The organism is Pedobacter planticolens, from assembly GCF_014172375.1.
In the GTDB taxonomy this organism is placed as follows: Bacteria; Bacteroidota; Bacteroidia; order Sphingobacteriales; family Sphingobacteriaceae; genus Pedobacter; species Pedobacter planticolens.
In genome coordinates this window covers 1,605,406-1,630,860 of record NZ_WNXD01000002.1, presented here as the reverse complement: position 1 = coordinate 1,630,860, position 25,455 = coordinate 1,605,406, and the positions used below count along the sequence as shown (strand labels likewise).

The following is a 25,455-nucleotide window of genomic DNA, read 5'->3' as shown; positions in this document are numbered from 1 at the left end:
CAACTGAAACTCAAAACTGAAAACTGCTTTTTATTCTTCGTCTAACTTGAATTTAGAAAGGTTCATTCCAAACGATAATTGTTTAGATTTTACCAATTCTTGAATTTCAGTTAAAGATTTTTTACCGAAGTTTCTGAATTTTAACATATCAGCAACATCGTAAGAAACTAAATCAGCTAAAGTGCGAATATCCGCTGCTTTTAAGCAGTTTAAAGCACGAACTGAAAGATCTAAATCAACCAATTCTGTTTTAAGGATTTTACGCATGTGTAAAATTTCTTCATCAACTTCTTTAGTTTCTTCCTTAGCTTGAGATTCTAAAACTAAATTCTCATCAGAGAATAACATAAAGTGTTGGATCAAAATTTTAGCTGCTTCTTTTAAAGCTTCTTCTGGGTGGATAGATCCATCAGTAGAAATATCTAAAATTAATTTCTCGTAATCTGTTTTTTGTTCAACACGATAATTTTCAATCGTATATTTTACATTTTTCATTGGAGTAAAAATCGAATCGATTGCAATTACACCAACTACTGTATCAGTAATTTTGTTCTCTTCTGCTGGAACATAACCACGTCCTTTATTGATAGTTAATTCTACCTCTAAAGTAACTGATTTCTCCATGTTACAGATTACAAAATCAGGGTTCAACACCTCGAAATTGTTAGAGAATTTTGTAATATCACCAGCTAAGAATTGATCTTGACCGTTTACAATGATGAATACTTTTTCCGAATCTCCAGAATCACCTACTTTTTTAAAACGTACTTGTTTTAAGTTTAAGATGATTTCCGTTAAATCTTCTACAACACCTTTCATAGTAGAAAATTCGTGAGAAACGCCTGAAAAACGAATACTTGTAATAGCAAAACCTTCCAAAGAAGAAAGTAAAATTCTTCTCAAGGCGTTACCAATTGTTACACCGAAACCGGGCTCTAAAGGACGAAATTCAAATTGACCATCGAAATCAGTTGATTTCTGCATGATTACCTTATCGGGTTTCTGAAATGCTAAAATTGCCATTTATAATGTTTTTAGATCGTTTATTAATTTTTGTGTAACGTAAAAAAGTTAAAGCCATTAAGGCTTTAACTAAATTTATTACTTCGAGTACAACTCGACGATTAAATTCTCTTTAATGTTTTCTGGGATCTCATCACGGTTAGGATAAGTTAAAAACTTACCAGTTAACTCGCTTGCATTCCAATCTAACCAATTAAATTTATTGATTACTCTTCCTGCTACAGAATTTGTGATTGCTTCTAATGATTTAGATTTATCACGTACTGCAATTACATCTCCAGCTCTTAATTGATATGATGGAATATTTACAACCTCACCATTAACAGTTACATGTTTGTGGCTAACCAATTGACGTGCGCCTGAACGGGTTGGAGCAATACCTAATCTATAAACGGTATTATCTAAACGTGCTTCTAATAATTGCAATAAGTTATCACCAGTGATACCTTCGCGAGATGAAGCTTTAGTAAATAAGTTACGGAATTGCTTTTCTAACACACCATAAGTGTATTTTACTTTTTGTTTTTCCATTAACTGCACTGCGTACTCAGATTGCTTTCCTCTTCTTTTTGAAGCGCCATGTTGACCAGGAGGATAGTTTTTTCTGTCTAATACTTTGTCAGGGCCGAAAATTGGCTCTCTGAACTTACGGGCTATTTTGGACTTTGGTCCGGTATATCTTGCCATTTGTTTGTGATTTTAAAGTATCGTGCAACCTAAAGCCGCCGACTCTTAGCTTTAAAAATGATTAATTAAACTCTTCTTTTCTTAGGAGGACGACATCCATTGTGAGGAAGTGGAGTAATATCTTTAATCGATGTTACTTCAATACCTGCAATTTGTAAAGTTCTGATTGCAGACTCGCGGCCTGAACCTGGACCTTTAACAAATACTTCCACTTTACGTAAACCTAAGTCAAATGCTACTTTACCGCAATCAGATGCAGCTTGTCCAGCAGCGTATGGAGTGTTCTTTTTTGAACCCTTAAAACCCATTTTACCTGCTGAAGACCATGAAATAGTTTGACCATTATTGTTTGTTAACGTAATAATGATGTTGTTAAACGTAGCGTTAACATGCGCCTGACCTACAGACTCAATAACAACAATACGCTTTTTGGTAACTTTTTTACTCTTAGCCATTTTTGCTTTAATTATCAGTTAGTGAATTACTGGATTAACGAATAACCCGGACCCATTAACTATTTTAATTTATTTTATTCCAAGTAACCATTAAGATCACTTATCAGTTATTACTTAGTAGCTTTTTTCTTGTTAGCAACTGTTTTTCTCTTTCCTTTACGAGTACGAGAGTTGTTTTTAGTACGTTGACCACGAACAGGTAAACCTTTTCTGTGACGTAAACCACGATAGCAACCGATATCCATTAAACGTTTGATGTTCAATTGAACTTCAGAACGCAATGCACCTTCTACTTTAATACCATCATTAATGATTGTACGAATAGCTGATAATTCATCATCAGACCAGTCTTGTACTTTTTTGTTGAAATCAATACCTGCTTCAGTTAAAATTTGCTGTGCAGTTGATCTACCTACTCCGTAGATATAAGTTAATCCGATCTCACCTCTTTTGTTTCTTGGTAAATCAATACCTGAAATCCTTGCCATATTTATTTTTATGTTTTAAGTAATTCCGAACGGCGGGCCACCGTTGTACGGTACATTACAATATTCTTTAATTACCCTTGACGTTGTTTGTATTTAGGATTTTTCTTGTTAATTACGTAAAGTTTTCCTTTACGGCGAATAATCTTACAATCAGCGCTACGTTTTTTAATTGATGACCTAACTTTCATTATAATATTTATTTATATCTATAAGTGATCCTACCCTTTGATAAATCGTAAGGTGACATCTCTAATTTAACTTTATCTCCAGGTAAAATTTTGATGTAGTGCATCCTCATTTTTCCTGAAATGTGAGCAATAATCTCATGACCATTTTCGAGTTCAACCCGAAACATAGCATTCGACAATGCTTCTCTTATTACTCCGTCTTGTTCAATTGAGGCTTGTTTAGCCATATTATATTGATTTTTACTTAATTAGCTGCTACTAAACAGGGTTGCAAAATTAAATAAAAATTTTTAACTTTTTACTTTTTTTCTTTTAAAACTTCTTCAATCAGTGAAAAGGTCGATAAAACATCTGCTTTCCCCTTTTTGATAGCAACCGTATGTTCAAAATGTGCTGAAGGTTTATTATCCTTGGTGGTTACTGTCCATCCATCAGACCAAAATTTTACTGCAGCAGTTCCCGCATTAATCATTGGCTCGATGGCAATTACCATACCCTCTTCTAATTTAATTCCACTACCTCTTTTACCATAATTAGGTACTTCGGGTTTTTCGTGTAGTTTTACTCCAACACCATGTCCAACAAGTTCTCTTACTACACCAAAGCTATTATTCTCTGCGTGGTTTTGTACCGCAAATGCGATATCACCAATTCGCATACCAACAACCGCTTTTTCTATTGCTAGAGCTAAACACTCTTGAGTTACTTTGGTTAGCTTTTGCTTTTCAGCATCAACTTCTCCAATCGAAAATGTATAAGCAGAATCTCCGAAGAAATTATTTTTGATTACACCGCAATCAACAGAGATTAAATCTCCTTCTTTGATAACGTATTCATTTGGAAAACCATGTACAACTTGCTCATTAGGTGATATACATAATGAATTAGGAAAACCGCCATAGTTTAAAAAAGCTGGTATTGCTCCATGATCTTTAATAAACTCGAAAGCTAATTTATCTAGTGCAAGTGTTGTAACTCCAGGTGCAATTACCTTAGCAACTTCAGCTAGTGTTTTTGAAACAAGTAAAGAACTTTCTCTTATTAATTCTATCTCCTCCGGAGATTTATAATAAATTTTTGACATGTCTTCTAATTTTGAATGAGTAAATTATAGAATGTTATGCATAATGCTTATTCTATAATTTACTACTTCTGCTATTTCTAAAGTACAGCGTTGCTACCGCCTGCAGGAATACCTGTACGACCAGTAACTCTACCTGTTTTCATTAATCCATCATAGTGACGCATTAATAGATAACTTTCAATTTGTTGTAAGGTATCTAATACTACACCTACTAAAATCAATAAAGAAGTACCCCCAAAGAAATGAGCAAATTCTTGTTGTATTCCAACTTTAACAGCAAACGAAGGAAGAATAGCAATAATAGCTAAGAATAACGATCCTGGGAAAGTAATCTTAGAAATTACATCATCTATAAAAGAAGAAGTAGCTAAACCTGGTTTAATACCTGGAATAAATCCTCCATTCTTCTTCATGTCATCAGACATTTGTGTTGGATTAACTGTAATTGCTGTATAGAAGAAGGTAAATGCAATGATTAAAAATGCAAAAGTTAAGCTGTATGTTGCTGACGTAATATCAGTATACTGATGCAACCAACTATCCGTCAATTTAGGAAACAAACCAATTAAAGCATTTGGAATAAACATTAATGCTTGTGCAAAAATGATTGGCATAACACCAGCCGCATTCACTTTTAATGGAATATATTGTCTAACACCGCCAACTTGTCTGTTGCCAACAATTCTCTTAGCGTATTGTACAGGTACTTTACGTACACCTTGTACAATAAGAATAGTGAACATTACAACAGCAAATAAAGCAACGATTTCTAATACAAGCATAATCATACCGCCTTCATTACCGGTAAACCTTGATTCAATCTCTTGTTTCAATGCTAATGGTAAACGAGCAATAATACCCACCATAATAATTAATGATGTACCATTACCTATACCTTTATCCGTTATTTTTTCACCTAACCACATTACAAATAACGTTCCTGCAGTTAACACAAATCCAGAAAGCACATAGAACATAGTATGATCTATCAAAATTGCTTCAGGAGGAACTTGTGTTTTAACATATCCAACAGCTTGTACAGCTGTAATAGCTACAGTTAGATAACGTGTAATTTGAGTTAGTTTTTTTCGGCCACTCTCACCTTCTTTTTGCATTTTTTGGAAAGAAGGCACTGCAATACCTAATAACTGAACCACAATAGAGGCAGAGATATAAGGCATTACACCTAATGCAAGAATAGATACTTTAGAAAAAGCACCACCTGCAAACATATCTAATAAACCTAAAATGCCAGTTTTTTGGGTATTCACTAACTGAGCTGGGTCTACACCTGGTAGAACCACTTGACAAACGAACCTGTAGATAACAAGAATCATTAACGTAAAAAGAATACGTTCTTTTAATTCTTGTATTTTCCAAATATTACTGAAAGTAGTAAATAGCTTCTTCATTAATTACAATTTTACGATTGAGCCTCCAGCAGCTTCGATAGCTTTTTGTGCAGTTGCAGAAAAAGCATGAGCTGTAACTTCTAATTTAGCTTTAACTTCACCACGACCTAAGATTTTTACTAAGTCATTTTTAGAAGCTAAACCATGCTCTTGAATAGCAGCAAAATCTATTTTAGTTAAATTAAATCTTTCTGCTAAGCCTTGAAGTACGTCTAAGTTTACACCAACATATTCTGTACGGTTAATTGGTTTGAAACCAACCTTAGGCACACGACGTTGTAATGGCATTTGACCACCTTCAAAACCGATTTTAGTTTTGTGACCTGAACGTGAACCAGCTCCTTTATGACCACGAGTAGATGTACCACCACGACCAGAACCTTGACCACGACCAATTCTTTTAATTTTTTTAATAGACCCTTTTGCAGGTTTTAAATTACTTAAGTTCATTGTTAAACTTGTTGTGTTGCCCTTCGCTTTCACTAATCAGGGACAACGATAAATAAATAAAAATCTGTTTAAAAGAGCTAACTCTTCCAAACAGATTTTAATAATTAAATAGCTTCGATCGCTACTAAGTGATTAACTTTTCTTACCATCCCAATAATGGCAGCGTTAGCCTCAACTTCTACACTTTGGTTCATTTTAGTTAAACCTAATGCTTTCATTGTTCTTTTTTGGCGTTCGCTTCTATCGATAATGCTTTTTACTTGGGTAATTTTAATTTTAGCCATGATATTATCCGTTAAAAACTTTATTTAAATCTACACCACGGTGCTGAGCTACTGTATAAGCATCACGCATTTTAGTTAAAGCATCTACTGTTGCTTTTACCACGTTGTGTGGGTTTGATGAACCTTTTGACTTTGCTAATACGTTATGAATACCAGCACTCTCTAATACAGCACGCATTGCACCACCAGCAATTACACCGGTACCTACAGCTGCAGGTTTAATTAAAACAAAACCTCCAGAGAATTTACCGATTTGCTCATGAGGAACAGTACCATGCAAGATTGGAACTTTTACTAAGTTCTTTTTTGCATCATCAATTCCTTTAGCAATAGCTTCTGTAACCTCTTTCGCTTTACCTAAACCATAACCAACAACACCGTTTTCATCTCCAACAACCACAATGGCTGAGAAACTGAAAGTACGACCACCTTTGGTTACTTTGGCAACACGTTGTATGCTAACTAAACGATCTTTCAATTCGATTTCGCTAGTCTTAACTCTTTTTATATTGATAGTTGACATCTTATCCTATTTCTTAGATTAAAATACTAAACCAGCTTCGCGAGCACCCTCTGCTAGCGATTTAACACGACCATGGTATAAGTAACCATTTCTGTCGAAAACAACTTCTTTAACACCAGCTGCGATTGCTTTTTCAGCAACTAACTTGCCTACTGCTACCGACTGATCAGATTTGTTTCCTTTACCAGTAAAATCTTTAGATAAAGAAGATGCTGAAACTATTGTATTACCAGTTACATCGTTAATGATTTGAGCATAAATACCTTTATTGCTTCTATAAACTGATAAACGTGGACGGCTCTCAGAACCAGTAAGTCTTTTTCTGATACCTTTTTTGATACGATCTCTACGAGATAATTTTTTTCCTGCCATTTTAATTATTTTTTAGAAGCTGATTTACCTGCTTTTCTTCTTAACACTTCACCAACAAACTTGATACCTTTACCTTTATATGGCTCTGGAGCACGTAACGAACGGATTTTTGCTGCTACTTGACCTATCAATTGTTTATCAATACTCTCTAAAATAATTTTAGGAGTTTGACCTTTTTCAGATGTGGTGGTTACTTTAATCTCTGTTGGTAACTGGAATACATAGTGGTGAGAATAACCTAAAACTAGATCCAAAGTATTACCTTGGTTAGTAGCACGGTAACCCACACCTACTAATTCTTGTTCTATTTTATAACCTTCTGTAACACCAACAACCATGTTGTTAATTAAAGAACGATATAACCCGTGAAGGGCTTTATGTCTTTTTTGTTCAGTTGGACGACTAACAGTTAAAACATTATCTTCTTGTTTAACTATAATATCTGTATCTACTTGTTGAGATAACTCTCCTTTTGGACCTTTAACAGTTACTAAATTATCATTAGAAACAGTTATAGTTACGCCTGCCGGGATATTAATTGGATTTTTTCCTATTCTTGACATTGTGCTATCCTCCTTTAATTAATAAACGTGACACAATACCTCACCGCCAATGTTTAATTTGGCTGCTTCTTTATCGGTCATTACACCTTTAGAAGTAGATAAGATTGCTATACCTAAACCATTTAATACTCTTGGCATGTTTTCTACACCAGCATATTGACGTAAACCTGGTTTACTAATACGAGTTAACGTACGGATAGCCGAGATTTTAGTAATTGCATTGTACTTTAAAGCGATTTTAATTACGCCTTGAGCATTAGTGTCTTCAAACTTGTAGTTTGCGATGTAACCTTTGTCAAAAAGAACTTTTGTAATTTCTTTTTTAAGGTTTGATGCAGGGATTTCTACAATTCTGTGATTAGCTTTGATAGCATTTCTCACTCGTGTCAGATAATCTGCGATTGGATCTGTATTCATTATTATTTATTTGTGATAGTGGTATCCTTTTTGCCACTCGGCTTTGGGACCTGCTATCGGTTAAAATTCTATTTGTAGCTATATATACAATGAGCTATAAGTTGTAAGGGCTGCAAAAATACAACTTACAACTTATAACTCAAAATTTATAACTCCGTAATTACCAGCTAGCTTTTCTAACTCCTGGTATTTTACCGTCTAAAGCCATTTCGCGGAAAGTTACTCTTGAGATACCAAAAGTACGCATATATCCACGAGGACGACCTGTTAATTTACAACGGTTATGCAAACGCACTGCCGATGAATTTTTAGGTAATTTATCTAATCCTGCGAAATCACCTGCTGCTTTTAATTCAGCACGTTTATCTGCATATTTAGCAACCAATTTTTGACGCTTAACTTCGCGAGCTTTTACACCTTCTTTTGCCATTATTGCTCTGTTTTTTGATTTTTAAATGGTAATCCAAATTGTTTTAAAAGTTCCAATGCCTCAACATCAGTAGCAGCAGACGTTACAAATGTAATGTCCATACCTAAAATCTTGCTGATTTTGTCGATGTTAATCTCTGGGAAAATGATTTGCTCAGTAACACCTAAAGTGTAGTTACCTTTTCCATCAAATCCTTTATCATTGATACCTTTGAAATCACGGATACGAGGCAAAGCTACAGAAATTAATCTATCTAAGAACTCATACATGTTATTATCGCGTAAAGTTACACGTACACCTACTGGCATACCTTTACGTAATTTAAAGTTTGAGATATCTTTTTTAGATTTTGCACCTACAGCTTGTTGACCAGCAATTGTACTCATTTCTAAGATAGAGCTATCCATAACTTTTTTGTCAGTTACAGAATAACGGCCAACACCTTGGTTGATGGCAATTTTCTCTAATTTAGGAACTTGCATAATGCTTTTGTAATTGAACTTATCTTTAAGAGCAGTTACAATTTCCTCTTTATATTTGCTTTTTAATCTTGGTACGTATGCCATTATTTGATTTCCTCCCCTGATATTTTAGCAACTCTAACTAATTTTCCGTCAGCGTTTAATTTACGACCAACACGAGTAGTTTTACCAGATTTTGGATCAACTAACTGTACGTTAGAAATATGAAGAGCAGCTTCTTTTTTAATTATACCACCATTTGGTGTAGCAGCATTTGGTTTAGTATGTTTTGATACAAGGTTAATACCTTCTACAACAACTCTACTTTTGGCAACCAATACTTCTTGTACTTTACCTTGTTGGCCTTTTGAATCGCCAGCTATCACCTTAACTAAATCTCCTTTACGGATTTTTACTTTGGCTTGTGTTACTTCTTTTTTCATATTATAATACCTCCGGTGCTAATGATACAATTTTCATGAATTGTTTCTCACGCAGTTCTCTTGCAACCGGGCCAAAAATACGTGTACCACGTGGCTCATCTTGTGCATTTAACAATACTGCTGCATTGTCATCAAAACGAATATAAGAACCATCCTTACGTCTGATTTCTTTTTTGGTTCTTACTACTACTGCTTTAGAAACTGTTCCTTTTTTAATGTTACCAGATGGCAAAGCGCTTTTTACAGTAACAACAATTTTGTCACCTATAGAAGCATATCTTTTGCCAGTTCCACCAAGTACACGGATAACCAGTACTTGTTTTGCGCCGCTATTATCGGCTACGTTTAATCGTGATTCCTGTTGTACCATCTTATTTAGCTCTTTCTAAAATTTGTACTAATCTCCAGTTCTTGTTTTTACTCAGCGGACGAGTTTCTTGAATTAATACAGTATCACCGATACCACATTCGTTCTTTTCGTCGTGAGCCATAAATTTGGTAGTTTTCTTAACAAACTTACCATAGATCGGGTGTTTCACTTTACGCTCAACCGCTACAACAACAGATTTATCCATTTTGTTGCTTACCACCAACCCGGTTCTTGTTTTTCTTAATTGTCTTTCCATTTCGACTCTAAAGTTATTTAGTTTCAGTTGCAGACTGAGCATTAAGCTTAGTCAATTCAGTAGTTAATCGGGCGATGTCTTTTCTTACCTTAGTGATACGGGTAGGATTTTCTATAGCCGAAATTGTGTGTGCAAATTTTAACTTTACCAAGTTTTCTTTTTCTTCTGCAATCTTAGCTACTAGTTCTTCTTTTGAAAGCCCTATGATTTCTGAGTTCTTCATTTTATTAATTTTTATGTCTGGGTCTAGCGGTTATAACAACAAGTTATTTACAACATTGATCCCACAACTTTTTTATGCTTCTACGTAATCTCTACGTACTACAAATTTTGTTTGAATTGGTAATTTTTGAGCTGCAAGTCTTAATGCTTCTTTGGCAATTTCCATTGGAACACCTTCTGCCTCAAAAATTATACGTCCGGGTCTAACAACAGCTACCCAATATTCTGGAGCACCTTTACCTTTACCCATACGTACCTCAGCTGGTTTCTTAGTCACCGGTTTGTCCGGGAATATTCTAATCCAAACTTGACCTTCACGTTTCATGAAACGAGTTACCGCAATACGGGCTGCTTCTATCTGGCGACTTGTAATCCAAGTTGCCTCTAAAGATTTAATCCCGAAAGAACCAAATGATAATTCAGCACCACGAGTTGCTAAACCTTTCATTCTGCCTTTTTGCATCTTTCTGAACTTCGTTCTTTTTGGCTGTAACATTTTATTTTAATATTATCGTTAAACGATCTTGTTAACTATTTGCGTGGACCTCTGTTGGCACCACCACCTTTATTATCTCTTCCAGCACCAGCACCGCCTTGACCTGGACGACCACCACCTGGGCGTTTGTCGTTTCTTCTGTCTCCGCCGCCTCTGTTATCTCTACCGCCATCACGGCCACCGAAAGCACCTTGAGGTCTGTCGCCACCTTTGCCTGGAGCATTGCTCGCAGCGCCGATGTTTGGAGAAAGATCACGTTTACCGTAAACTTCGCCTTTACAGATCCAAACTTTAACACCTATTTTACCATAAGTTGTTAATGCTTCTGCTAATGCATAATCAATATCTGCACGGAATGTATGCAAAGGAATTCTTCCTTCTTTATACTGTTCGCTACGAGCCATCTCAGCACCACCTAAACGACCTGAAGTCATTATTTTGATACCTTCTGCACCCATACGCATTGTTGATGCGATAGTAGATTTCATTGCTCTACGGAATGAGATTCTAGCCTCAAGTTGTTTTGCAACACCTTCTGCAACTAATTGTGCATCAAGTTCTGGGCGTTTAATTTCAAAGATGTTAATTTGAATTTCCTTTTTAGTCAATTTCTTTAACTCTTCTTTGATTTTATCAACCTCAGCACCTGCTTTACCGATTACAATACCTGGGCGAGCTGTGTGGATAGTAACAGTGATACGTTTTAACGTACGTTCGATTACTACTTTAGCTACACCACCTTTTGCAATACGAGCTGAAAGGTATTTTCTTATTTTTTCGTCTTCAACTAATTTATCAGCATAGTTGTTGCCTCCGAACCAGTTAGAATCCCATCCTCTGATGATTCCTAATCTAGCACCTATTGGATTTGCTTTTTGTCCCATGTTTATGAATTAGTTTTAGTTTCAACGTTTTTACTATCTACTACCAAAGTAACATGGTTTGAACGCTTACGTATTCTATAACCACGACCTTGAGGAGCTGGTCTTAATCTTTTTAACTGACGACCACCGCCTACCATTATCGTTTTCACGTATAATTGGTTTTCTTCAGGGCGAGAACCTTCATTTTTCGATTCCCAATTTTTGATCGCTGATAACAAAAGTTTCTCAACTCTTATTGCTGCTTCTTTATTGGTAAATTTCAAAATGCTTAATGCTTTCTCAACACGCTCACCTCTGATTAGATCTACAACCAAACGCATTTTACGTGGTGAGGTTGGACAATTGTTTAATTTCGCTAATGCTTCCATCTCTTAATTATTTTTTCTTATCAGAGTGACCCCTAAATGTTCTGGTTGGAGCAAATTCTCCTAGTTTGTGACCAACCATGTTTTCTGTTACGTATACCGGAATAAATTTATTTCCGTTGTGTACTGCAAATGTATGACCCACAAAATCTGGTGAGATCATTGATCTGCGAGACCAAGTTTTGATCACAGACTTTTTGCCTGAATCATTCATAGAGACTACTTTCTTCTCTACGTTATGGTCAATATAAGGTCCTTTTTTTATCGAACGAGCCATTATTTCTTCCTTTTCTCTATGATGAAACGATTTGAGTATTTTTTCAGTGTACGGGTTTTGAAGCCTTTAGAGTAAACTCCGTTTCTTGAACGAGGTTGACCTCCTGAAGAGCGACCTTCACCACCACCCATCGGGTGATCTACTGGGTTCATCGCTACTGGACGAGTTCTAGGGCGACGACCTAACCAACGGCTACGTCCTGCCTTACCTAATACTTCATTAGCGTGATCTGAGTTAGAAACTGCACCAATTGTTGCTAAACAGGTAACTAAGATAGATCTTACTTCGCCTGATGGCATTTTAATAGTTGCATATTTACCATCTCTAGCTGCAAGCTGTGCATAAGCACCTGCGCTACGTGCTAATTGAGCACCTTTACCAGGATGAATTTCTAAATTGTGTACAATAGATCCCAAAGGGATATTTGCCAATTTCAAAGTGTTTCCTACTTCTGGAGTAGCTTTGTCACCCGAAAGCACTGTCTGTCCTACTTGCAATCCCTCAGGAGCAATAATGTAACGCTTCTCGCCATCTACGTAGTGCAATAATGCAATACGAGCGGTACGGTTTGGATCGTATTCAACAGTAGCTACTGTTGCAGGGATATCAAACTTATCACGTTTAAAATCGATTAAACGGTAAGATTTTTTGTGACCACCGCCCATGTAGCGCATAGTCATCTTTCCTGTATTGTTACGACCTCCCGATTTCTTAGAAGATACAACCAATGATTTTTCGGGCTTGGTTGCTGTAATCTCCGAAAAGCTTGCGCCTACCCTAAAACGGGTTCCCGGAGTGACTGGTTTAAATTTTCTTAAGCCCATAGTTATAAATTATTCAATTCTTATTAAATATTCGCGTAATAATCTATTGTTTCGCCATCTTTCAATGTTACAATAGCTTTTTTATATTTCGGGCTACGTCCCGATACAATACCACCTTTAGTATTTCTTGATTTCATTTTACCTACAACCACCATAGTGTTTAAGGCAACAATGTTCACTCCATACATTTTTTCGATGGCCGATTTAATCTGCAACTTGTTAGCTCTGTGATCTACTCTGAAAGTAAAACGGTTAGCTTTTTCAGTTAATGCAGAAGCTTTTTCGGTTAATATTGGTTTTTGTAAAATTTCCATATTACTTGGCAAATGCCTCCTCCAATGTTTTAAGCGAATCTGCAGTTAACAAAAGTTTACCAGCGTTTAATACATCATAAGTATTTAACTGATCAGCAGTAGTTACTTTTGCTTTCTGAATATTTCTGCTTGATAAATAGATATTGTTATTTTGTGCAGGTAAAACTAATAACGTTTTCTCTCCAGCTAAATTTAATGCATTAACTAAATTGATATAGTTTTTAGTTTTAATGCTATCAAACGTGAAATCTTCTAACACTACCACGCTGTTATCAATTGCTTTGTATGATAAAGCTGATTTACGTGCTAATGATTTTAATTTCTTGTTCAATTTAAAACTATAGTCTCTTGGCTGTGGACCAAAAACACGACCACCACCATTGAACAATGGTGATTTTATGCTTCCAGCACGTGCACCGCCTGTACCTTTTTGTTTATATAATTTACGGGTAGAACCTGCAATTTCGTTACGTTGTTTAGATTTATGAGTTCCTTGACGTTGGTTAGCCAAATACTGTTTTACATCTAAATAAATCGCGTGATCGCTTGGAGTAATTCCAAATACCGACTCAGGAAGTTGCACCTTGGCACCTGTCTCTTTTCCTGTTATGTTTACTACTTTAACTTCCATCTGCTTACTTATCTAAGATTACGTAAGAACCTTTAGCTCCTGGAATGGAACCACTAACTACAACTAGGTTTTGCTCAGCATAAACTTTCAATACTTGTAAGTTTTGAATTTTTACTCTGTCTCCACCAGTTCTTCCTGCCATACGCATACCTTTAAATACGCGAGCCGGATAAGATGCAGCACCCAATGAACCTGGAGCACGCAATCTGTTATGTTGACCGTGAGTTTGACCACCCACACCACCAAAACCGTGACGTTTTACAACACCTTGAAAACCTTTACCTTTTGAAGTACCAACTACATCAACAAAATCGCCTTCAGCAAAAATATCAACAGTAACTGTATCACCTAAATTAAGTGATGCTTCAAACTGCTCAAATTCTACCAATTTACGTTTCGGAGTTGTGTTTGCTTTCGCAAAGTGGCCTTTTAGAGGCTGGGTAGTGTTTTTTGCTTTGGCTTCATCGTATCCTAGTTGAACTGATACGTAACCATCTTTCTCTTCGGTCTTAACTTGTGTTACAACACAAGGTCCAGCTTCGATCACCGTACAAGGAATATTCCTTCCTTCGGCGTCAAAAATGCTGGTCATTCCTACTTTTTTTCCAATAATACCTGACATTTTCTATTTTAAATTTAACACCCATCGAAGCAGTAGGGCTTCGTTCAAGGTGGATATACATTCCCCGCTAAGGGACGGCAAAAATAGGAAAGAATTCTTAATTTTCAAATAGTTAGCTCATTATTTTTTCAAATAATTGTGATTATTTTTCTAAGTGTCAGCACAATAGCTTAAAAAACGGCTTTAATGAGCTACGTCGAGGTATAAACTGGTGATAATCACACACAATACAATTGTCCCGATAAGGACATACATATAATCTTTTTCCATTAAAAAACTGAAAATAGAAAAAACTACTCTGGCTATCGGCGTAAAGATGAGCAGTAAAACTCCAAATTGAATAATAGCAAGGCCATCGAGCGTTTTTAAACCTTTAAATATTTCGGCTACCGAAGAAAATTTTGCCTCTTCTGGTTTAAAATCTGAATAAGATATTGGTTGATGAGTATGCTTCATTAAAAAGATTATTCCACCAATTAAAACTACACCTGTAGAAACCACTACTCCTACACGTAATAATGTACCCAGTATAATCTGAACATCTTTATCTCCTAAATAATGTTTGATTTGCCTACTCATGCTCCACCTGTTAGTCCCTTGTAAATCATTTGAAGCGCTAAAAAAGTAACTACAACTGCAAATATTACTTTCAATTTATCTGTTTTAGTCCTAAGCAAAATTTTTGCGCCAATAGTTGCCCCAGTAATTACTCCAATAGTTACAGGCATTGCGATAGCTGGATCGATTTGCCCCTTATGCAAATAAACTAATGCACTTGCCGATGCTGTAACGCCAATCATGAAGTTACTAGTTGTTGTAGAGACCTTAAAAGGTATTTTCATAATGTTATCCATACCTATTACTTTTAGAGCGCCTGAGCCAATTCCTAAAAGACCAGACAATGTGCCCGCAATAAACATCATTGCAAAACCACCCACGACATGATGAACTGCATATTGTTTTACCCCATTTTCTGTTGGATAACTACCATTTAATTTAAAGTAATTGGCAAGGACACTTGTTTTCTCATTATTAGAATGATCTATTTTTTTACGGAGCATCATAAATGCAGAGAACAATAAAATGACTCCAAAAATAACAATGATATAATCTGCTTTGATATATGTAGCAATAACTACACCCACTATCGCACTTGCAGTAGTTGCTATTTCTAAAAACATCCCAATTCTTACATTTGTAATTCCTTCTTTAACATAAGCTGCTGCAGAACCTGATGATGTTGCGATTACTGAGATAATCGAAGCTCCAATTGCATAATGTATATCAACTCCTAAACCTAAAGTTAATAAGGGTATAATAATTACTCCTCCACCAAGACCTGTTAGGGAACCTAATAATCCCGCAAGGAAAGCGCCAACTAATACAATAATGGTAAAAAGTAATACCGACATGCTGGCAAATATACCCGCCTTACTTCGCTTAACCTAGAATAATTTACATTAAGTAAACTACCAAAAAGGTGTGCTTTATGGACATTAACGCATTAAAACGCTATTTTTCATCTTCATTAGTAAATCTGAACTGTCGTTTCATTGCTGTTTCATGATACGCATTAACTCTATTGGTAATCGTATCAAAATCGAAATCTGAGTTGGTACCGCAATCGAGCATACTGAAATGAAGTGAAGGCTTAAAACTTTCGAAATATTCAATCAAAATGCTTGTCCATATGATTTGGCAATCACCTTCTACTCTAGGCAAGATTTGATTGATACCATCCTGAAAAACAATTTTCCTCACATACATACTTTCTAAATTGCCCTGAGGATATAAAAGCAACAAATTTCCAGGTTTTGATAGTACCTCTCTAGCATGCGCTAAGCTTTCGTTAATAGAACGGCTTCCGGGTGCTACCGAAAATCCACCGAGATATTTGAGCCATTTACGTTTCTTCATCTGCCCCTTTAACACCATAACTTGAAATGTTTTTAATCTATCATTAGTTGCAAATACTTTTTTGGAGAGATATAGTGCCATTGCGCCATCTAGAAAGCTAAAATGATTGCACATCAACAAATACGAATGACCTTCTTTGATCTCTATTGGTTTAATGACTATTTTGTTGAATCTTGCCTCGAGAATGATACCGATTAGGCTAGTAACTAGTTTAAATAACAAATTGCTCAGAGGCCTCCCCTTTATAATCATACATTAATGGATTCTAACTTGTTCTTTGTCTATTTCTACAATGGCTACTGCCCAAGCGTATGCGCCGTCATGTGTTATCGACAAGCTAATGCTATAAGAGCTATCAAAGTGGCTATGGAGAACAACAATTGGGATACCTCCAATTTCATTTCTTTTGATTTCTATTTTTTTTAAACTTAGGGGTCGAGCATCTATTTGTTTTACTGCTTTATAAACCGCTTCTTTCGCTGCCCATGTAGCGGCAAACCTCAACATCGAATTTGAAAATGAAGTGCAATATTTGATTTCATTTCCGGTATAAATTTTTGCTTCAAATAATTTATTGAATGACAGTTCAAATTCACTAAGCAATACCAAATCATTTCCAACCGCGAATTTTCGGGTAGATGAAGGCATTTCAACAATTCCTAATTGCTCATCTGTCATGTTTAGCTGGGCTTTGAAATAGACATTGCACTATTTGCACCACCAAAACCATAATTCAAACATACAATCTGGTTAATTTCTTTTTCAACGATTTTGTTGGAAATAAGATGCTTATAATGGTTTATAGGGTAGTTTGGCCCATCCCATTCAGCTGTTCGCTGCAATGGTTCAAGTTCGGTATTGAAATTATTTGCATTCAGGCAAGGAAGTACTTTCTGCTCTTGTAGCATCATTACCGCTGTAATTAGTTCTATGGCTCCTGCAGCACCTAGCGTGTGACCAAATTGGGATTTTGGAGCAGAAATATGATAACCTTGATCTCCAAGCACATCAACCACGCTAAATAATTCGACTGGGTCGCCAGCTCTTGTAGAGGTGCCATGCACTTTCACCACGTCTGGCCTTACAGGATGTTGGTCTAACATACCCTTCCATAAACGCTTTTGTCCACTAAATGATGGAAAAAATAAATCTCCATCTCCATCAACGTTGTTGAAATAACTATCTATTACGGCCAGAATATTTGCTCCTCTAGCTTTTGCCATTTCATACTCTTCGAGTGCTACAACTCCACTCCCAAAAGAACACACGAGCCCTTTCCGATCTTTATCAAATGGACGAGAGCTTTCTTCTGGGTTAAAGCCACGACTAAGTACACCCATGGCATCGAGCCCTGCAAAGGTTTCGATAGAGTTTCCTTCAGAGCCCCCAGCTATTGCCCTATCCTGCAATCCGAATTTGATGAGCCGATAGGCATAGCCGATGTTTCCCAAACCAGTGGCACAGGCAGAACCGATAGACTCGCAAACTCCTTTATTTTTGATCAAACCTGATACATTTGCTGCCTCACGGTACACCATTACTCTTATTGCAGAGTGTGCCCCCATTAACCTTGTTTTTTGTTGCTTTTCAAATATACCTTTCCATGCGGGACGCTCCAAGGCATGCCCTCCATTGTTGGTTCCTATTACAACACCAGTTTGTTCCGATTGGATTTCACTTTCAGTCCAGCCCGCCATTTCAATAGCACCTAAAGCACCGAGCATCGATCCTATTGCACTCATATCTGATGTTGCCATATTACCAGCAGGAATGCGATTGAGTGTGTCGATATACTCTCTAGCATAACCCTCTACAACCGAACAATATGCCGTTTCGATACTTATATCTTTGGGATCAATGAAACCAGAGACTTTAGACCGAAAGCTACTTCCATACAAAAGTGTTTCATCCCATTCTCTAATGAAACTTTCACCCGCAAAAAGGCGTTGTTTAAAATCCGATAAATCTTTACAGTTTGGGAAAACACCTCCTATGCCCACAATCGCAACCTTCCTATTGGGACTTACCATGTTACACTATCTTTTTTGTTTCAATGATAAGGTTTATCAAATCTTTCATTTTCGAGCCTAAATCATCAACATCATCATCATCAAATTGTACATCAAAAACTTGTTCTGCCTTTATAACAATATTTATCCTTTCAGTTGATGGCACATTTAGATCCGCAACCAAATCAGTTTCTTCAGTAGCATTTTTAAGCTTTTCAGGATCAATTTGCCTTACGCTTCTGAAAATCTCCAACAGACCATCAAATATTTCTTGTCTCTCCATTTTATTTTAACATTTTTTCTTTTTTAATCACTTTCCCTACAATATTAGTCAATTCAGCTATTGGTAAGAAATCTTCTGGGAAATCAAAAGCTAAAAATTGCTCCGACGTATAATTTTCAAAGTAGGAATGTAGGTCGAAGCTATGCGGAACCTTATAAATTCTACCATCACAGGTCATTTGCCTAAACTTATATTGCTTAATCTGCCCTACGCAAATCATCTTTTCCCCTTCCTCCAGAAATCCCATAAAATTAACTTGGCCAATCGATAAAAATAGAGGAGTAAATTCTGCTTTGAGTACATCTAAGTTACAGTTTAGCTTTTTACTCTCTATAAAAAAGCCACACGAAGCATTAATGGCCTGGGCAAAAGCCTCGACCATATCAACTCCTCTAAAAATACCAAAATGATCATTTACATCAAATAAAGTGGGTGTGTAACTTGCAATCATTCCGAGATTGGCATCATGCCAAAGATAGGCATCAACTAGGAGCTTGGTAGGGCCATGGACAAGTATGGAAGATGGGTTAACGCCTATTAAATTATCCATATTACAAATAGTTAAGCGAGACCTCCATTGATAGGAATATCAGAACCATTGATAAAATCCGCTTCCTCTGAAAGTAAAAATGCAACCAACGCAGCTACCTCCTCAGCCTTTCCAAATTTTCTAGAGGGCGTTAATGCAAGAAATTTCTCTTTTTCAGCTGCTGGCACATGAGTTGTCATATCAGTTTCAATGTATCCAGGCGAAATGCTCAATACTCTAATTTGATGCGATTCATTTAAAACGCCTGCTTCTTTGGCCAAAGATTTCGAAAATGCAATCAGACCAGCTTTTGTAGCAGCATATATAGATTGAAATGCATTTCCTGTATGTGCAGAAATGGAGCTCATATTAATGATAGTTCCCTTTTTACTTGCTGCAAAAATTTTCATTGCAGTTTTGCTAATCATAATGGGGGCTCTGAGGTTGATGTTCAAAATACTGTCAATATCTTTTTCACTTTGGAATAGTATAGCATTGTCTTTGGTAATCCCAGCATTATTAATTATTGCTACAAGCTGATTACCGTGTTCTTTCTTTAATTGCTTACAGAATTGCGAAACTTGTGCTGGATCCGAAAAATCAGCACACAAAATCTCACTATTGGGGATAAATTTTGTAAAGCTATTTTCAGTGGTTGCATGCAAAATAAGTTGGTATTTGCCTGCTAATTTTTCTGCGATAGCTAAACCTATTCCTCTACTTGCACCAGTAATCAAAACCTTTTCTAGAGACATAAAATTGTAAGCAATTGTTTTGATAAATATAGATGTTTTAGCGGTATATACCAAAGAAACAAAAAATGAGTCAAAGTTTGCGTGTTGATGATTATGGCTACGAAGTAGAGAGCAGAATGTTGGTCTTTGACTTCCAACTTCCAACAATTTTCATTATACTTGTTCAATCAATAATCACCTTATTGTCATGAAAAGAAAGCTATTTATTACATCTATTTTAATTGCCGGGCTATTTATTCAACAAATTTCTGCTCAAACTGCACAAGTTAAAACTCAGCCCACTCCAGTAAAAGCCCAAGCCGTTCCAACAACAAAAACTTATTATCCGAAAAGAGTAGATACTGTAAAGAATACTGATTTTAGTTTAAATGGTCAGTATCAGTTTATGCTTTCGCGATCTAAATCATTATATGGCGCTAGGTTGATTAACCCAACAAGATTAAATTCGGTATGGAAAAGCGTAAATGACACCTTGCGTAAAGAGCGAGTAGAATTAAAAAATGCAAAAGCTAAAGTTATTGAACAAGAAAAAACCATTTCTAGTTTAAAAACTGAAATTAGCGGAAAAGAAAGCACATTGAACGACACCACTGCTAAAGCTGATGAAATTAACTTTTTAGGCATATCTTTTACTAAAGGAACCTATAGTATTATAGTTTGGTCTATCATTATAATATTAGCGATTGCTTTATTTATTGTGATTGCAAGGTCTGCTAAAAACATATTAGAAGCCAAACATAGAACGCAACTTTACGATGAAATTTCTACAGAATATCAAGCGTATAAAGTAAAAACTAATGAACAACAACGGAAGCTGGCACGAGAGCTTCAAGATGAACGCAATATCATTGAAGAAATGAAAAGTAGAGGAAAGAGTTAGTCTTGAGCTGGATAGTCCGAAGTCGGAAAGTCAAAATACTCTACACAAAAAAAGACCCTTAGAAAATTCTAAGGGTCTTTTTTTATTCTATAAAATCATTAAACTTTGATTTCTACTTCAACACCGCTAGGTAATTCAAGTTTCATCAATGCATCAACAGTTTTAGAATTAGAGCTATAAATATCTAAAAGACGTTTATAAGCACACAATTGAAATTGCTCACGTGCTTTTTTGTTTACGTGTGGTGAACGCAAAACAGTGAAGATTTTCTTTTCTGTTGGCAACGGAATTGGTCCGCTAACTACTGCACCCGTAGGTTTTACAGTTTTAACGATTTTCTCAGCAGATTTATCTACCAAGTTATAATCGTAAGATTTTAATTTGATTCTGATTCTTTGGCTCATGTTCTATTTTAATTATGATTACCTGTTAGAGCTATTAATAACAAGCAATCGGATTTATCTTTAAGTACATAGTAGTAAGTATTTAGTAATTAGATGTATTTGTCTAACTACTAAATACCAATATCTAAATACTAATCTTCAGATTTTACTTTACCTTTTGATTTAGCAATTACTTCGTCTTGTACGTTTTTAGGCGCTGCTTCATAATGATCAAATTCCATTGTTGAAGTTGCACGACCAGAAGTGATTGTACGTAACTGAGTTACATAACCAAACATTTCTGATAAAGGCACAGTTGCTTTAATTACTTGAGAACCAGCACGAGTGTCCATACCTAAAAGTTGACCACGACGACGGTTCATGTCACCGATAACATCACCCATGTTTTCTTCAGGAGTTAAGATTTCGATTTTCATAATTGGCTCCATCAATGTAGGTTTACATTTTGGTAATGCTTCACGGTATGCCATTCTAGCTGCTAACTCAAATGATAAAGCATCTGAATCGACCGCGTGGAATGAACCATCAATTAAACGAACTTTCATATCAGGTAGTGGATAACCAGCTAATACACCATTCGCCATTGCAGATGCAAACCCTTTTTCTACCGAAGGGATAAATTCACGAGGAATTGAACCACCTGTAATTTCGTTTACGAATTGTAAACCACCTTTTTCGTAATCAGCATCAATTGGTGAAATAACAACTTGAATATCCGCGAATTTACCACGACCACCAGATTGTTTTTTATACGTTTCACGGTGTTGAGTTGTACCAAAGATAGCTTCTTTGTAAGCTACTTGTGGTGCACCTTGATTAACCTCTACTTTAAATTCACGTTTTAAACGGTCAATTAAAATATCTAAGTGAAGCTCACCCATTCCTGAAATAACTGTTTGACCAGTTTCTTCGTCAGTTTGAACTCTAAATGTAGGATCTTCTTCTGCTAATTTAGATAAGCCCATACCTAATTTATCAACGTCTGCTTGAGTTTTAGGCTCAATTGCTAAACCAATTACTGGCTCAGGGAAGTTCATTGATTCAAGGATGATTGGGTTTTTCTCTTCACAAAGTGTATCTCCAGTTTTGATATCTTTAAAGCCTACAACCGCAGCAATATCACCAGCACCTACATTAGGAATTGGGTTTTGCTTGTTTGCATGCATTTGGAAGATACGAGAAATACGTTCTTTGTTTTCTGAACGAGCATTGTAAACGTAAGAACCAGCTTCTAAGTTACCCGAATAAACGCGGATAAAACATAAACGACCTACGAAAGGATCTGTTGCAATCTTAAATGCTAAAGCTGCAAAAGGCTCTTTTTCTGATGGTTTACGTAAAACTTCTAAACCTGTATCTGGATTAGTTCCAATTACACCTTCGCTATCCATTGGTGAAGGCAATAATTCCATCACATAATCAAGCATAGTTTGTACACCTTTATTTTTGAAAGATGAACCACAAACCATAGGTACAATTTTAGCATCTAATACAGCTGCACGTAAAGCATCTAAGATTTCACGCTCAGTAATTGAATTTGGATCTTCGAAGAATTTCTCCATTAAAGACTCATCATAATCAGCTACTGATTCTAGTAATTTCTCTCTCCACTCTGCAACCTCATCTAACATATCTTCTGGGATAGGCACTTCTGTAAAGGTCATACCTTTATCATGCTCATTCCAAACAATACCACGGTTGTTAATTAAATCAACAACACCTGTAAATGAATCTTCAGCACCGATAGGTAATTGCAAAGGAACTGCATTACTACCTAACATATCTTTAACTTGTTTAACAACTTTTAAGAAGTCAGCTCCAGAACGGTCCATTTTATTAACGAAACCGATACGTGCAACACTATAGTTGTTAGCTAAACGCCAGTTAGTTTCAGATTGAGGCTCAACACCATCAACCGCCGAAAACAAAAATACCAAACCATCTAATACACGTAACGAACGGTTTACCTCTACGGTAAAATCCACGTGTCCTGGTGTATCGATAATGTTGATATGATAATTTTGGTTTCTGTATTTCCAATTAACAGTTGTAGCAGCAGAAGTAATGGTAATACCACGCTCTTGCTCTTGTGCCATCCAATCCATTGTCGCAGCACCTTCGTGCACCTCTCCAATTTTGTGACTAACACCAGCATAATAAAGAATACGCTCAGTTGTTGTGGTTTTACCCGCATCAATGTGAGCAGCAATTCCGATATTTCTTGTAAATCTTAAATCTCTTGACATTATTTTTAAATGATTTCTGCGATTTTTAAATGACTACACCGATTATTAATATTGCAAATAACCGGTGTAGTCTTTATATCTATGTTAACTTTAGATTAAAATCTGAAGTGTGAGAACGCTTTGTTAGCCTCAGCCATTTTATGCGTATCTTCTTTTTTCTTAACTGCTGCGCCTTCACCTTTAGCTGCTGAAACGATTTCACCTGCTAATTTTTCTTTCATGGTTTTTTCACCACGTTTACGAGCGTAAGTGATTAACCATTTCATGCCTAAAGCAATTTTACGATCTGGTCTTACCTCTGTAGGTACTTGGAAGTTTGCACCACCAACTCTACGAGATTTAACCTCTACTGCTGGGCTAATATTTACTAAAGCACGTTTAAACACTTCTAATCCGTTCTCGCTAGTTTTTTTCTCAGCAATTTCTACTGCATCATAAAAAATAGAGTAAGCGATAGATTTTTTACCATCGAACATCATATTGTTTACAAATCTTGTAACCTGAACATCGTTAAACTTAGGATCAGGAAGAATAATTCTCTTTTTTGGTTTTGATTTTCTCATTTCTGTTTCCTCCTAATTATTTTTTCTTTCCTTTAGTTGGTGCTGCAGCTACTTGCCCTGGTTTAGGACGCTTAGTACCATATTTACTACGACGTTGGTTACGACCAGCTACACCTGATGTATCTAATGCACCACGAATGATGTGATAACGTACACCTGGTAAATCTTTAACACGACCACCACGAATTAACACGATCGAGTGCTCTTGTAAATTGTGACCTTCTCCAGGAATATAGGCATTCACCTCTTTTCCATTGGTTAAACGTACACGGGCAACTTTACGCATTGCTGAGTTTGGTTTTTTAGGGGTAGTAGTATATACACGTGTACATACACCTCTTCGCTGTGGACAGCTGTCCAACGCCGGAGACTTACTCTTGAACTCCAGTGCTACTCTACCTTTTCTAACTAATTGTTGAATGGTTGGCATTTCTTGCTTTTTGTTTTTACTATTTTTATTTAAAAAACTTCCCTTAATGGCCAGCCTACAACGAGGCCACATTAAGGGACTGCAAAAGTAGGAACTTAATTTGTGATAATCAAGGGCTTGTGTAATATTTTTTGAGAAAGATTGAAGATAAGCTATACGATGTAAACTAATGAGTTAGCTATTGCTTAATCGTATCCGTATTGCGAAGTATTTTATATATTTATAATATCCTCACAACAAACTATGAAAGCTACTTCAAAACAACCGAATACCAAAAGATTTTGTGAATTAACTTTAGCGTTGCTCACTTGGTTTGCTATTCTACTTCAGCTTTATTTAACCGAATCGAGTTTTTTAAACTTTCTTAGTTATTTTACTATTCTAAGCAATGTTTTAGTAGCAGTTTGCCTTACATTTTCTTCACTTTTACCCACAACTACTTTTGGCAATTACTTTTCTTCTATTAAAGTAAGATCGGCTATTGCACTTTATATTTTTATAGTTGGTTTGGTTTATAATTTTGTATTGAGAGGAATTTGGGAACCAAAAGGATGGCAATTGGTGGTAGACAATTTACTACATGTTATTGTTCCGATGCTGTATGTTTTATATTGGCTAATTTTTATACCAAAAGGTGTTTTAAAATGGAAAGATGGAATAGTTTGGGCCTATTTCCCTCTGGCTTATCTCATTTATTCTTTAATAAGAGGTTATTTTATAGGATGGTATCCTTATCCATTTTTAGATGTGAGCAAAATAGGCTACCAAAAAGTGTTTATCAATTCGGGTTTTATGGTGATTGCTTTTGTACTTGTTGGCCTTTTACTAATCGGGATAAGTAAAAGCTTTAAGAGAAAAGGCACTTTTTAATAAGCCGTTTGATATTATCGAGTTACAT

At 36.0% G+C, this 25,455-nt stretch carries 42 protein-coding genes; 2 read left to right on the top strand and 40 right to left on the bottom strand.

Features of this window, described 5'->3' with window-relative positions:
- Positions 1-30 precede the first annotated feature (30 nt).
- From GM921_RS16000 to GM921_RS15825, 36 genes are all read right to left on the bottom strand, one after another.
- Positions 31-1,023 carry a DNA-directed RNA polymerase subunit alpha gene (locus GM921_RS16000; RefSeq protein ID WP_090992908.1) on the bottom strand — a complete coding sequence of 331 codons (993 nt, stop codon included), beginning with the start codon at positions 1,021-1,023 and terminating at the stop codon, positions 31-33.
- Between the two features lie 78 nt (positions 1,024-1,101).
- The gene (gene rpsD, locus GM921_RS15995) at positions 1,102-1,710 is read right to left on the bottom strand and encodes a 30S ribosomal protein S4 (protein WP_182923624.1); all 609 of its coding nucleotides are present in this window, start codon (positions 1,708-1,710) and stop codon (positions 1,102-1,104) included.
- 65 nt (positions 1,711-1,775) lie between these two features.
- Complete coding sequence (gene rpsK, locus GM921_RS15990) at positions 1,776-2,165, bottom strand: 30S ribosomal protein S11 (RefSeq protein ID WP_182923623.1); 390 nt, start codon at positions 2,163-2,165, stop codon at positions 1,776-1,778.
- Positions 2,166-2,275: 110 nt separating this feature from the next.
- A complete protein-coding gene (rpsM, locus tag GM921_RS15985) occupies positions 2,276-2,653 on the bottom strand; it encodes a 30S ribosomal protein S13 (RefSeq protein ID WP_182923622.1) in 378 nt (125 codons plus the stop codon).
- A 71-nt stretch (positions 2,654-2,724) separates the two neighbouring features.
- Entirely contained in the window at positions 2,725-2,841 is a 117-nt protein-coding gene (gene rpmJ / locus GM921_RS15980) for a 50S ribosomal protein L36 (RefSeq protein ID WP_010599887.1), read from the bottom strand.
- An 8-nt stretch (positions 2,842-2,849) separates the two neighbouring features.
- Positions 2,850-3,068, bottom strand: a complete 219-nt coding sequence (gene infA, locus GM921_RS15975; protein ID WP_008244555.1) for a translation initiation factor IF-1 — start codon at positions 3,066-3,068, stop codon at positions 2,850-2,852.
- 71 nt (positions 3,069-3,139) lie between these two features.
- The gene (gene map, locus GM921_RS15970) at positions 3,140-3,925 is read right to left on the bottom strand and encodes a type I methionyl aminopeptidase (protein ID WP_182923621.1); all 786 of its coding nucleotides are present in this window, start codon (positions 3,923-3,925) and stop codon (positions 3,140-3,142) included.
- A 77-nt stretch (positions 3,926-4,002) separates the two neighbouring features.
- The gene (gene secY, locus GM921_RS15965) at positions 4,003-5,337 is read right to left on the bottom strand and encodes a preprotein translocase subunit SecY (protein WP_182923620.1); all 1,335 of its coding nucleotides are present in this window, start codon (positions 5,335-5,337) and stop codon (positions 4,003-4,005) included.
- Positions 5,338-5,340: 3 nt separating this feature from the next.
- Entirely contained in the window at positions 5,341-5,787 is a 447-nt protein-coding gene (gene rplO / locus GM921_RS15960; RefSeq protein WP_182923619.1) for a 50S ribosomal protein L15, read from the bottom strand.
- 104 nt (positions 5,788-5,891) lie between these two features.
- Positions 5,892-6,071, bottom strand: a complete 180-nt coding sequence (gene rpmD, locus GM921_RS15955) for a 50S ribosomal protein L30 (protein ID WP_182923618.1) — start codon at positions 6,069-6,071, stop codon at positions 5,892-5,894.
- A gap of 4 nt (positions 6,072-6,075) precedes the next feature.
- Entirely contained in the window at positions 6,076-6,594 is a 519-nt protein-coding gene (gene rpsE, locus GM921_RS15950) for a 30S ribosomal protein S5 (protein ID WP_090992916.1), read from the bottom strand.
- Between the two features lie 18 nt (positions 6,595-6,612).
- Complete coding sequence (gene rplR, locus GM921_RS15945; protein ID WP_173271969.1) at positions 6,613-6,966, bottom strand: 50S ribosomal protein L18; 354 nt, start codon at positions 6,964-6,966, stop codon at positions 6,613-6,615.
- Positions 6,967-6,971: 5 nt separating this feature from the next.
- The gene (gene rplF / locus GM921_RS15940) at positions 6,972-7,529 is read right to left on the bottom strand and encodes a 50S ribosomal protein L6 (protein ID WP_182923617.1); all 558 of its coding nucleotides are present in this window, start codon (positions 7,527-7,529) and stop codon (positions 6,972-6,974) included.
- An 18-nt stretch (positions 7,530-7,547) separates the two neighbouring features.
- The gene (gene rpsH, locus GM921_RS15935) at positions 7,548-7,946 is read right to left on the bottom strand and encodes a 30S ribosomal protein S8 (protein ID WP_055130471.1); all 399 of its coding nucleotides are present in this window, start codon (positions 7,944-7,946) and stop codon (positions 7,548-7,550) included.
- A 160-nt stretch (positions 7,947-8,106) separates the two neighbouring features.
- The gene (rpsN, locus tag GM921_RS15930) at positions 8,107-8,376 is read right to left on the bottom strand and encodes a 30S ribosomal protein S14 (RefSeq protein ID WP_173271964.1); all 270 of its coding nucleotides are present in this window, start codon (positions 8,374-8,376) and stop codon (positions 8,107-8,109) included.
- Positions 8,376-8,942: a 50S ribosomal protein L5 gene (gene rplE, locus GM921_RS15925; RefSeq protein WP_182923616.1), complete on the bottom strand. Its 567-nt coding sequence runs from the start codon at positions 8,940-8,942 to the stop codon at positions 8,376-8,378. Before rplE ends, rpsN begins: the two co-directional genes overlap by 1 nt.
- Positions 8,942-9,280 (bottom strand): 50S ribosomal protein L24, encoded by a 339-nt coding sequence (gene rplX / locus GM921_RS15920; protein ID WP_182923615.1) that lies wholly within the window; start codon positions 9,278-9,280, stop codon positions 8,942-8,944. Before rplX ends, rplE begins: the two co-directional genes overlap by 1 nt.
- Before the next feature lies 1 nt (position 9,281).
- Positions 9,282-9,650, bottom strand: coding sequence for a 50S ribosomal protein L14 (gene rplN / locus GM921_RS15915; RefSeq protein WP_041878524.1), 369 nt, complete (start codon positions 9,648-9,650; stop codon positions 9,282-9,284).
- Between the two features lies 1 nt (position 9,651).
- Positions 9,652-9,906, bottom strand: coding sequence for a 30S ribosomal protein S17 (gene rpsQ, locus GM921_RS15910; RefSeq protein ID WP_055130475.1), 255 nt, complete (start codon positions 9,904-9,906; stop codon positions 9,652-9,654).
- Between the two features lie 13 nt (positions 9,907-9,919).
- Entirely contained in the window at positions 9,920-10,129 is a 210-nt protein-coding gene (gene rpmC / locus GM921_RS15905; RefSeq protein WP_182923614.1) for a 50S ribosomal protein L29, read from the bottom strand.
- Between the two features lie 72 nt (positions 10,130-10,201).
- Positions 10,202-10,624: a 50S ribosomal protein L16 gene (gene rplP / locus GM921_RS15900; protein WP_173271958.1), complete on the bottom strand. Its 423-nt coding sequence runs from the start codon at positions 10,622-10,624 to the stop codon at positions 10,202-10,204.
- Between the two features lie 35 nt (positions 10,625-10,659).
- Entirely contained in the window at positions 10,660-11,508 is an 849-nt protein-coding gene (gene rpsC, locus GM921_RS15895; protein ID WP_182923613.1) for a 30S ribosomal protein S3, read from the bottom strand.
- 2 nt (positions 11,509-11,510) lie between these two features.
- Positions 11,511-11,876 carry a 50S ribosomal protein L22 gene (gene rplV, locus GM921_RS15890; RefSeq protein WP_182923612.1) on the bottom strand — a complete coding sequence of 122 codons (366 nt, stop codon included), beginning with the start codon at positions 11,874-11,876 and terminating at the stop codon, positions 11,511-11,513.
- 7 nt (positions 11,877-11,883) lie between these two features.
- Positions 11,884-12,150: a 30S ribosomal protein S19 gene (gene rpsS / locus GM921_RS15885; RefSeq protein ID WP_055130480.1), complete on the bottom strand. Its 267-nt coding sequence runs from the start codon at positions 12,148-12,150 to the stop codon at positions 11,884-11,886.
- Entirely contained in the window at positions 12,150-12,974 is an 825-nt protein-coding gene (gene rplB / locus GM921_RS15880; protein ID WP_182923611.1) for a 50S ribosomal protein L2, read from the bottom strand. Before rplB ends, rpsS begins: the two co-directional genes overlap by 1 nt.
- 23 nt (positions 12,975-12,997) lie before the next feature.
- Entirely contained in the window at positions 12,998-13,288 is a 291-nt protein-coding gene (gene rplW, locus GM921_RS15875; RefSeq protein WP_182923610.1) for a 50S ribosomal protein L23, read from the bottom strand.
- 1 nt (position 13,289) lies between these two features.
- On the bottom strand, positions 13,290-13,919 hold the full coding sequence (rplD, locus tag GM921_RS15870) for a 50S ribosomal protein L4 (RefSeq protein ID WP_182923609.1): 630 nt from the start codon (positions 13,917-13,919) through the stop codon (positions 13,290-13,292).
- Positions 13,920-13,923: 4 nt separating this feature from the next.
- Positions 13,924-14,541: a 50S ribosomal protein L3 gene (gene rplC / locus GM921_RS15865; RefSeq protein WP_182923608.1), complete on the bottom strand. Its 618-nt coding sequence runs from the start codon at positions 14,539-14,541 to the stop codon at positions 13,924-13,926.
- Between the two features lie 183 nt (positions 14,542-14,724).
- Positions 14,725-15,120: a DUF1634 domain-containing protein gene (locus GM921_RS15860; RefSeq protein ID WP_182923607.1), complete on the bottom strand. Its 396-nt coding sequence runs from the start codon at positions 15,118-15,120 to the stop codon at positions 14,725-14,727.
- Entirely contained in the window at positions 15,117-15,953 is an 837-nt protein-coding gene (locus GM921_RS15855) for a sulfite exporter TauE/SafE family protein (protein WP_182923606.1), read from the bottom strand. The genes GM921_RS15860 and GM921_RS15855 overlap by 4 nt, the downstream gene beginning before the upstream one ends.
- Positions 15,954-16,053: 100 nt before the next feature.
- Complete coding sequence (locus GM921_RS15850) at positions 16,054-16,572, bottom strand: lysophospholipid acyltransferase family protein (protein ID WP_235969853.1); 519 nt, start codon at positions 16,570-16,572, stop codon at positions 16,054-16,056.
- 141 nt (positions 16,573-16,713) lie between these two features.
- Positions 16,714-17,136, bottom strand: a complete 423-nt coding sequence (locus GM921_RS15845) for a holo-ACP synthase (RefSeq protein ID WP_182923604.1) — start codon at positions 17,134-17,136, stop codon at positions 16,714-16,716.
- Positions 17,137-17,138: 2 nt separating this feature from the next.
- The gene (locus tag GM921_RS15840) at positions 17,139-18,488 is read right to left on the bottom strand and encodes a beta-ketoacyl-[acyl-carrier-protein] synthase family protein (protein ID WP_182923603.1); all 1,350 of its coding nucleotides are present in this window, start codon (positions 18,486-18,488) and stop codon (positions 17,139-17,141) included.
- 1 nt (position 18,489) lies between these two features.
- Positions 18,490-18,750: an acyl carrier protein gene (locus GM921_RS15835; RefSeq protein WP_182923602.1), complete on the bottom strand. Its 261-nt coding sequence runs from the start codon at positions 18,748-18,750 to the stop codon at positions 18,490-18,492.
- Between the two features lies 1 nt (position 18,751).
- Positions 18,752-19,300: a hypothetical protein gene (locus tag GM921_RS15830; protein ID WP_182923601.1), complete on the bottom strand. Its 549-nt coding sequence runs from the start codon at positions 19,298-19,300 to the stop codon at positions 18,752-18,754.
- Positions 19,301-19,311: 11 nt separating this feature from the next.
- Complete coding sequence (locus GM921_RS15825; protein ID WP_235969852.1) at positions 19,312-20,178, bottom strand: SDR family NAD(P)-dependent oxidoreductase; 867 nt, start codon at positions 20,176-20,178, stop codon at positions 19,312-19,314.
- A gap of 43 nt (positions 20,179-20,221) precedes the next feature.
- Between GM921_RS15825 and GM921_RS15820 the strand changes: the two genes are divergently transcribed.
- Positions 20,222-20,914, top strand: a complete 693-nt coding sequence (locus GM921_RS15820) for a hypothetical protein (RefSeq protein ID WP_182923600.1) — start codon at positions 20,222-20,224, stop codon at positions 20,912-20,914.
- Between the two features lie 98 nt (positions 20,915-21,012).
- Here the strand turns inward: GM921_RS15820 and rpsJ are convergent, their stop codons facing one another.
- The 4 genes from rpsJ to rpsL form a co-directional block, all read right to left on the bottom strand.
- A complete protein-coding gene (gene rpsJ, locus GM921_RS15815; protein ID WP_008244591.1) occupies positions 21,013-21,318 on the bottom strand; it encodes a 30S ribosomal protein S10 in 306 nt (101 codons plus the stop codon).
- Between the two features lie 131 nt (positions 21,319-21,449).
- A complete protein-coding gene (fusA, locus tag GM921_RS15810) occupies positions 21,450-23,564 on the bottom strand; it encodes an elongation factor G (protein WP_182923599.1) in 2,115 nt (704 codons plus the stop codon).
- A gap of 95 nt (positions 23,565-23,659) precedes the next feature.
- Positions 23,660-24,127 (bottom strand): 30S ribosomal protein S7, encoded by a 468-nt coding sequence (rpsG, locus tag GM921_RS15805; RefSeq protein WP_182923598.1) that lies wholly within the window; start codon positions 24,125-24,127, stop codon positions 23,660-23,662.
- A 16-nt stretch (positions 24,128-24,143) separates the two neighbouring features.
- A complete protein-coding gene (gene rpsL / locus GM921_RS15800) occupies positions 24,144-24,557 on the bottom strand; it encodes a 30S ribosomal protein S12 (RefSeq protein ID WP_008244597.1) in 414 nt (137 codons plus the stop codon).
- Between the two features lie 243 nt (positions 24,558-24,800).
- Between rpsL and GM921_RS15795 the strand changes: the two genes are divergently transcribed.
- A complete protein-coding gene (locus tag GM921_RS15795) occupies positions 24,801-25,427 on the top strand; it encodes a Pr6Pr family membrane protein (protein WP_182923597.1) in 627 nt (208 codons plus the stop codon).
- Positions 25,428-25,455: the final 28 nt, after the last annotated feature.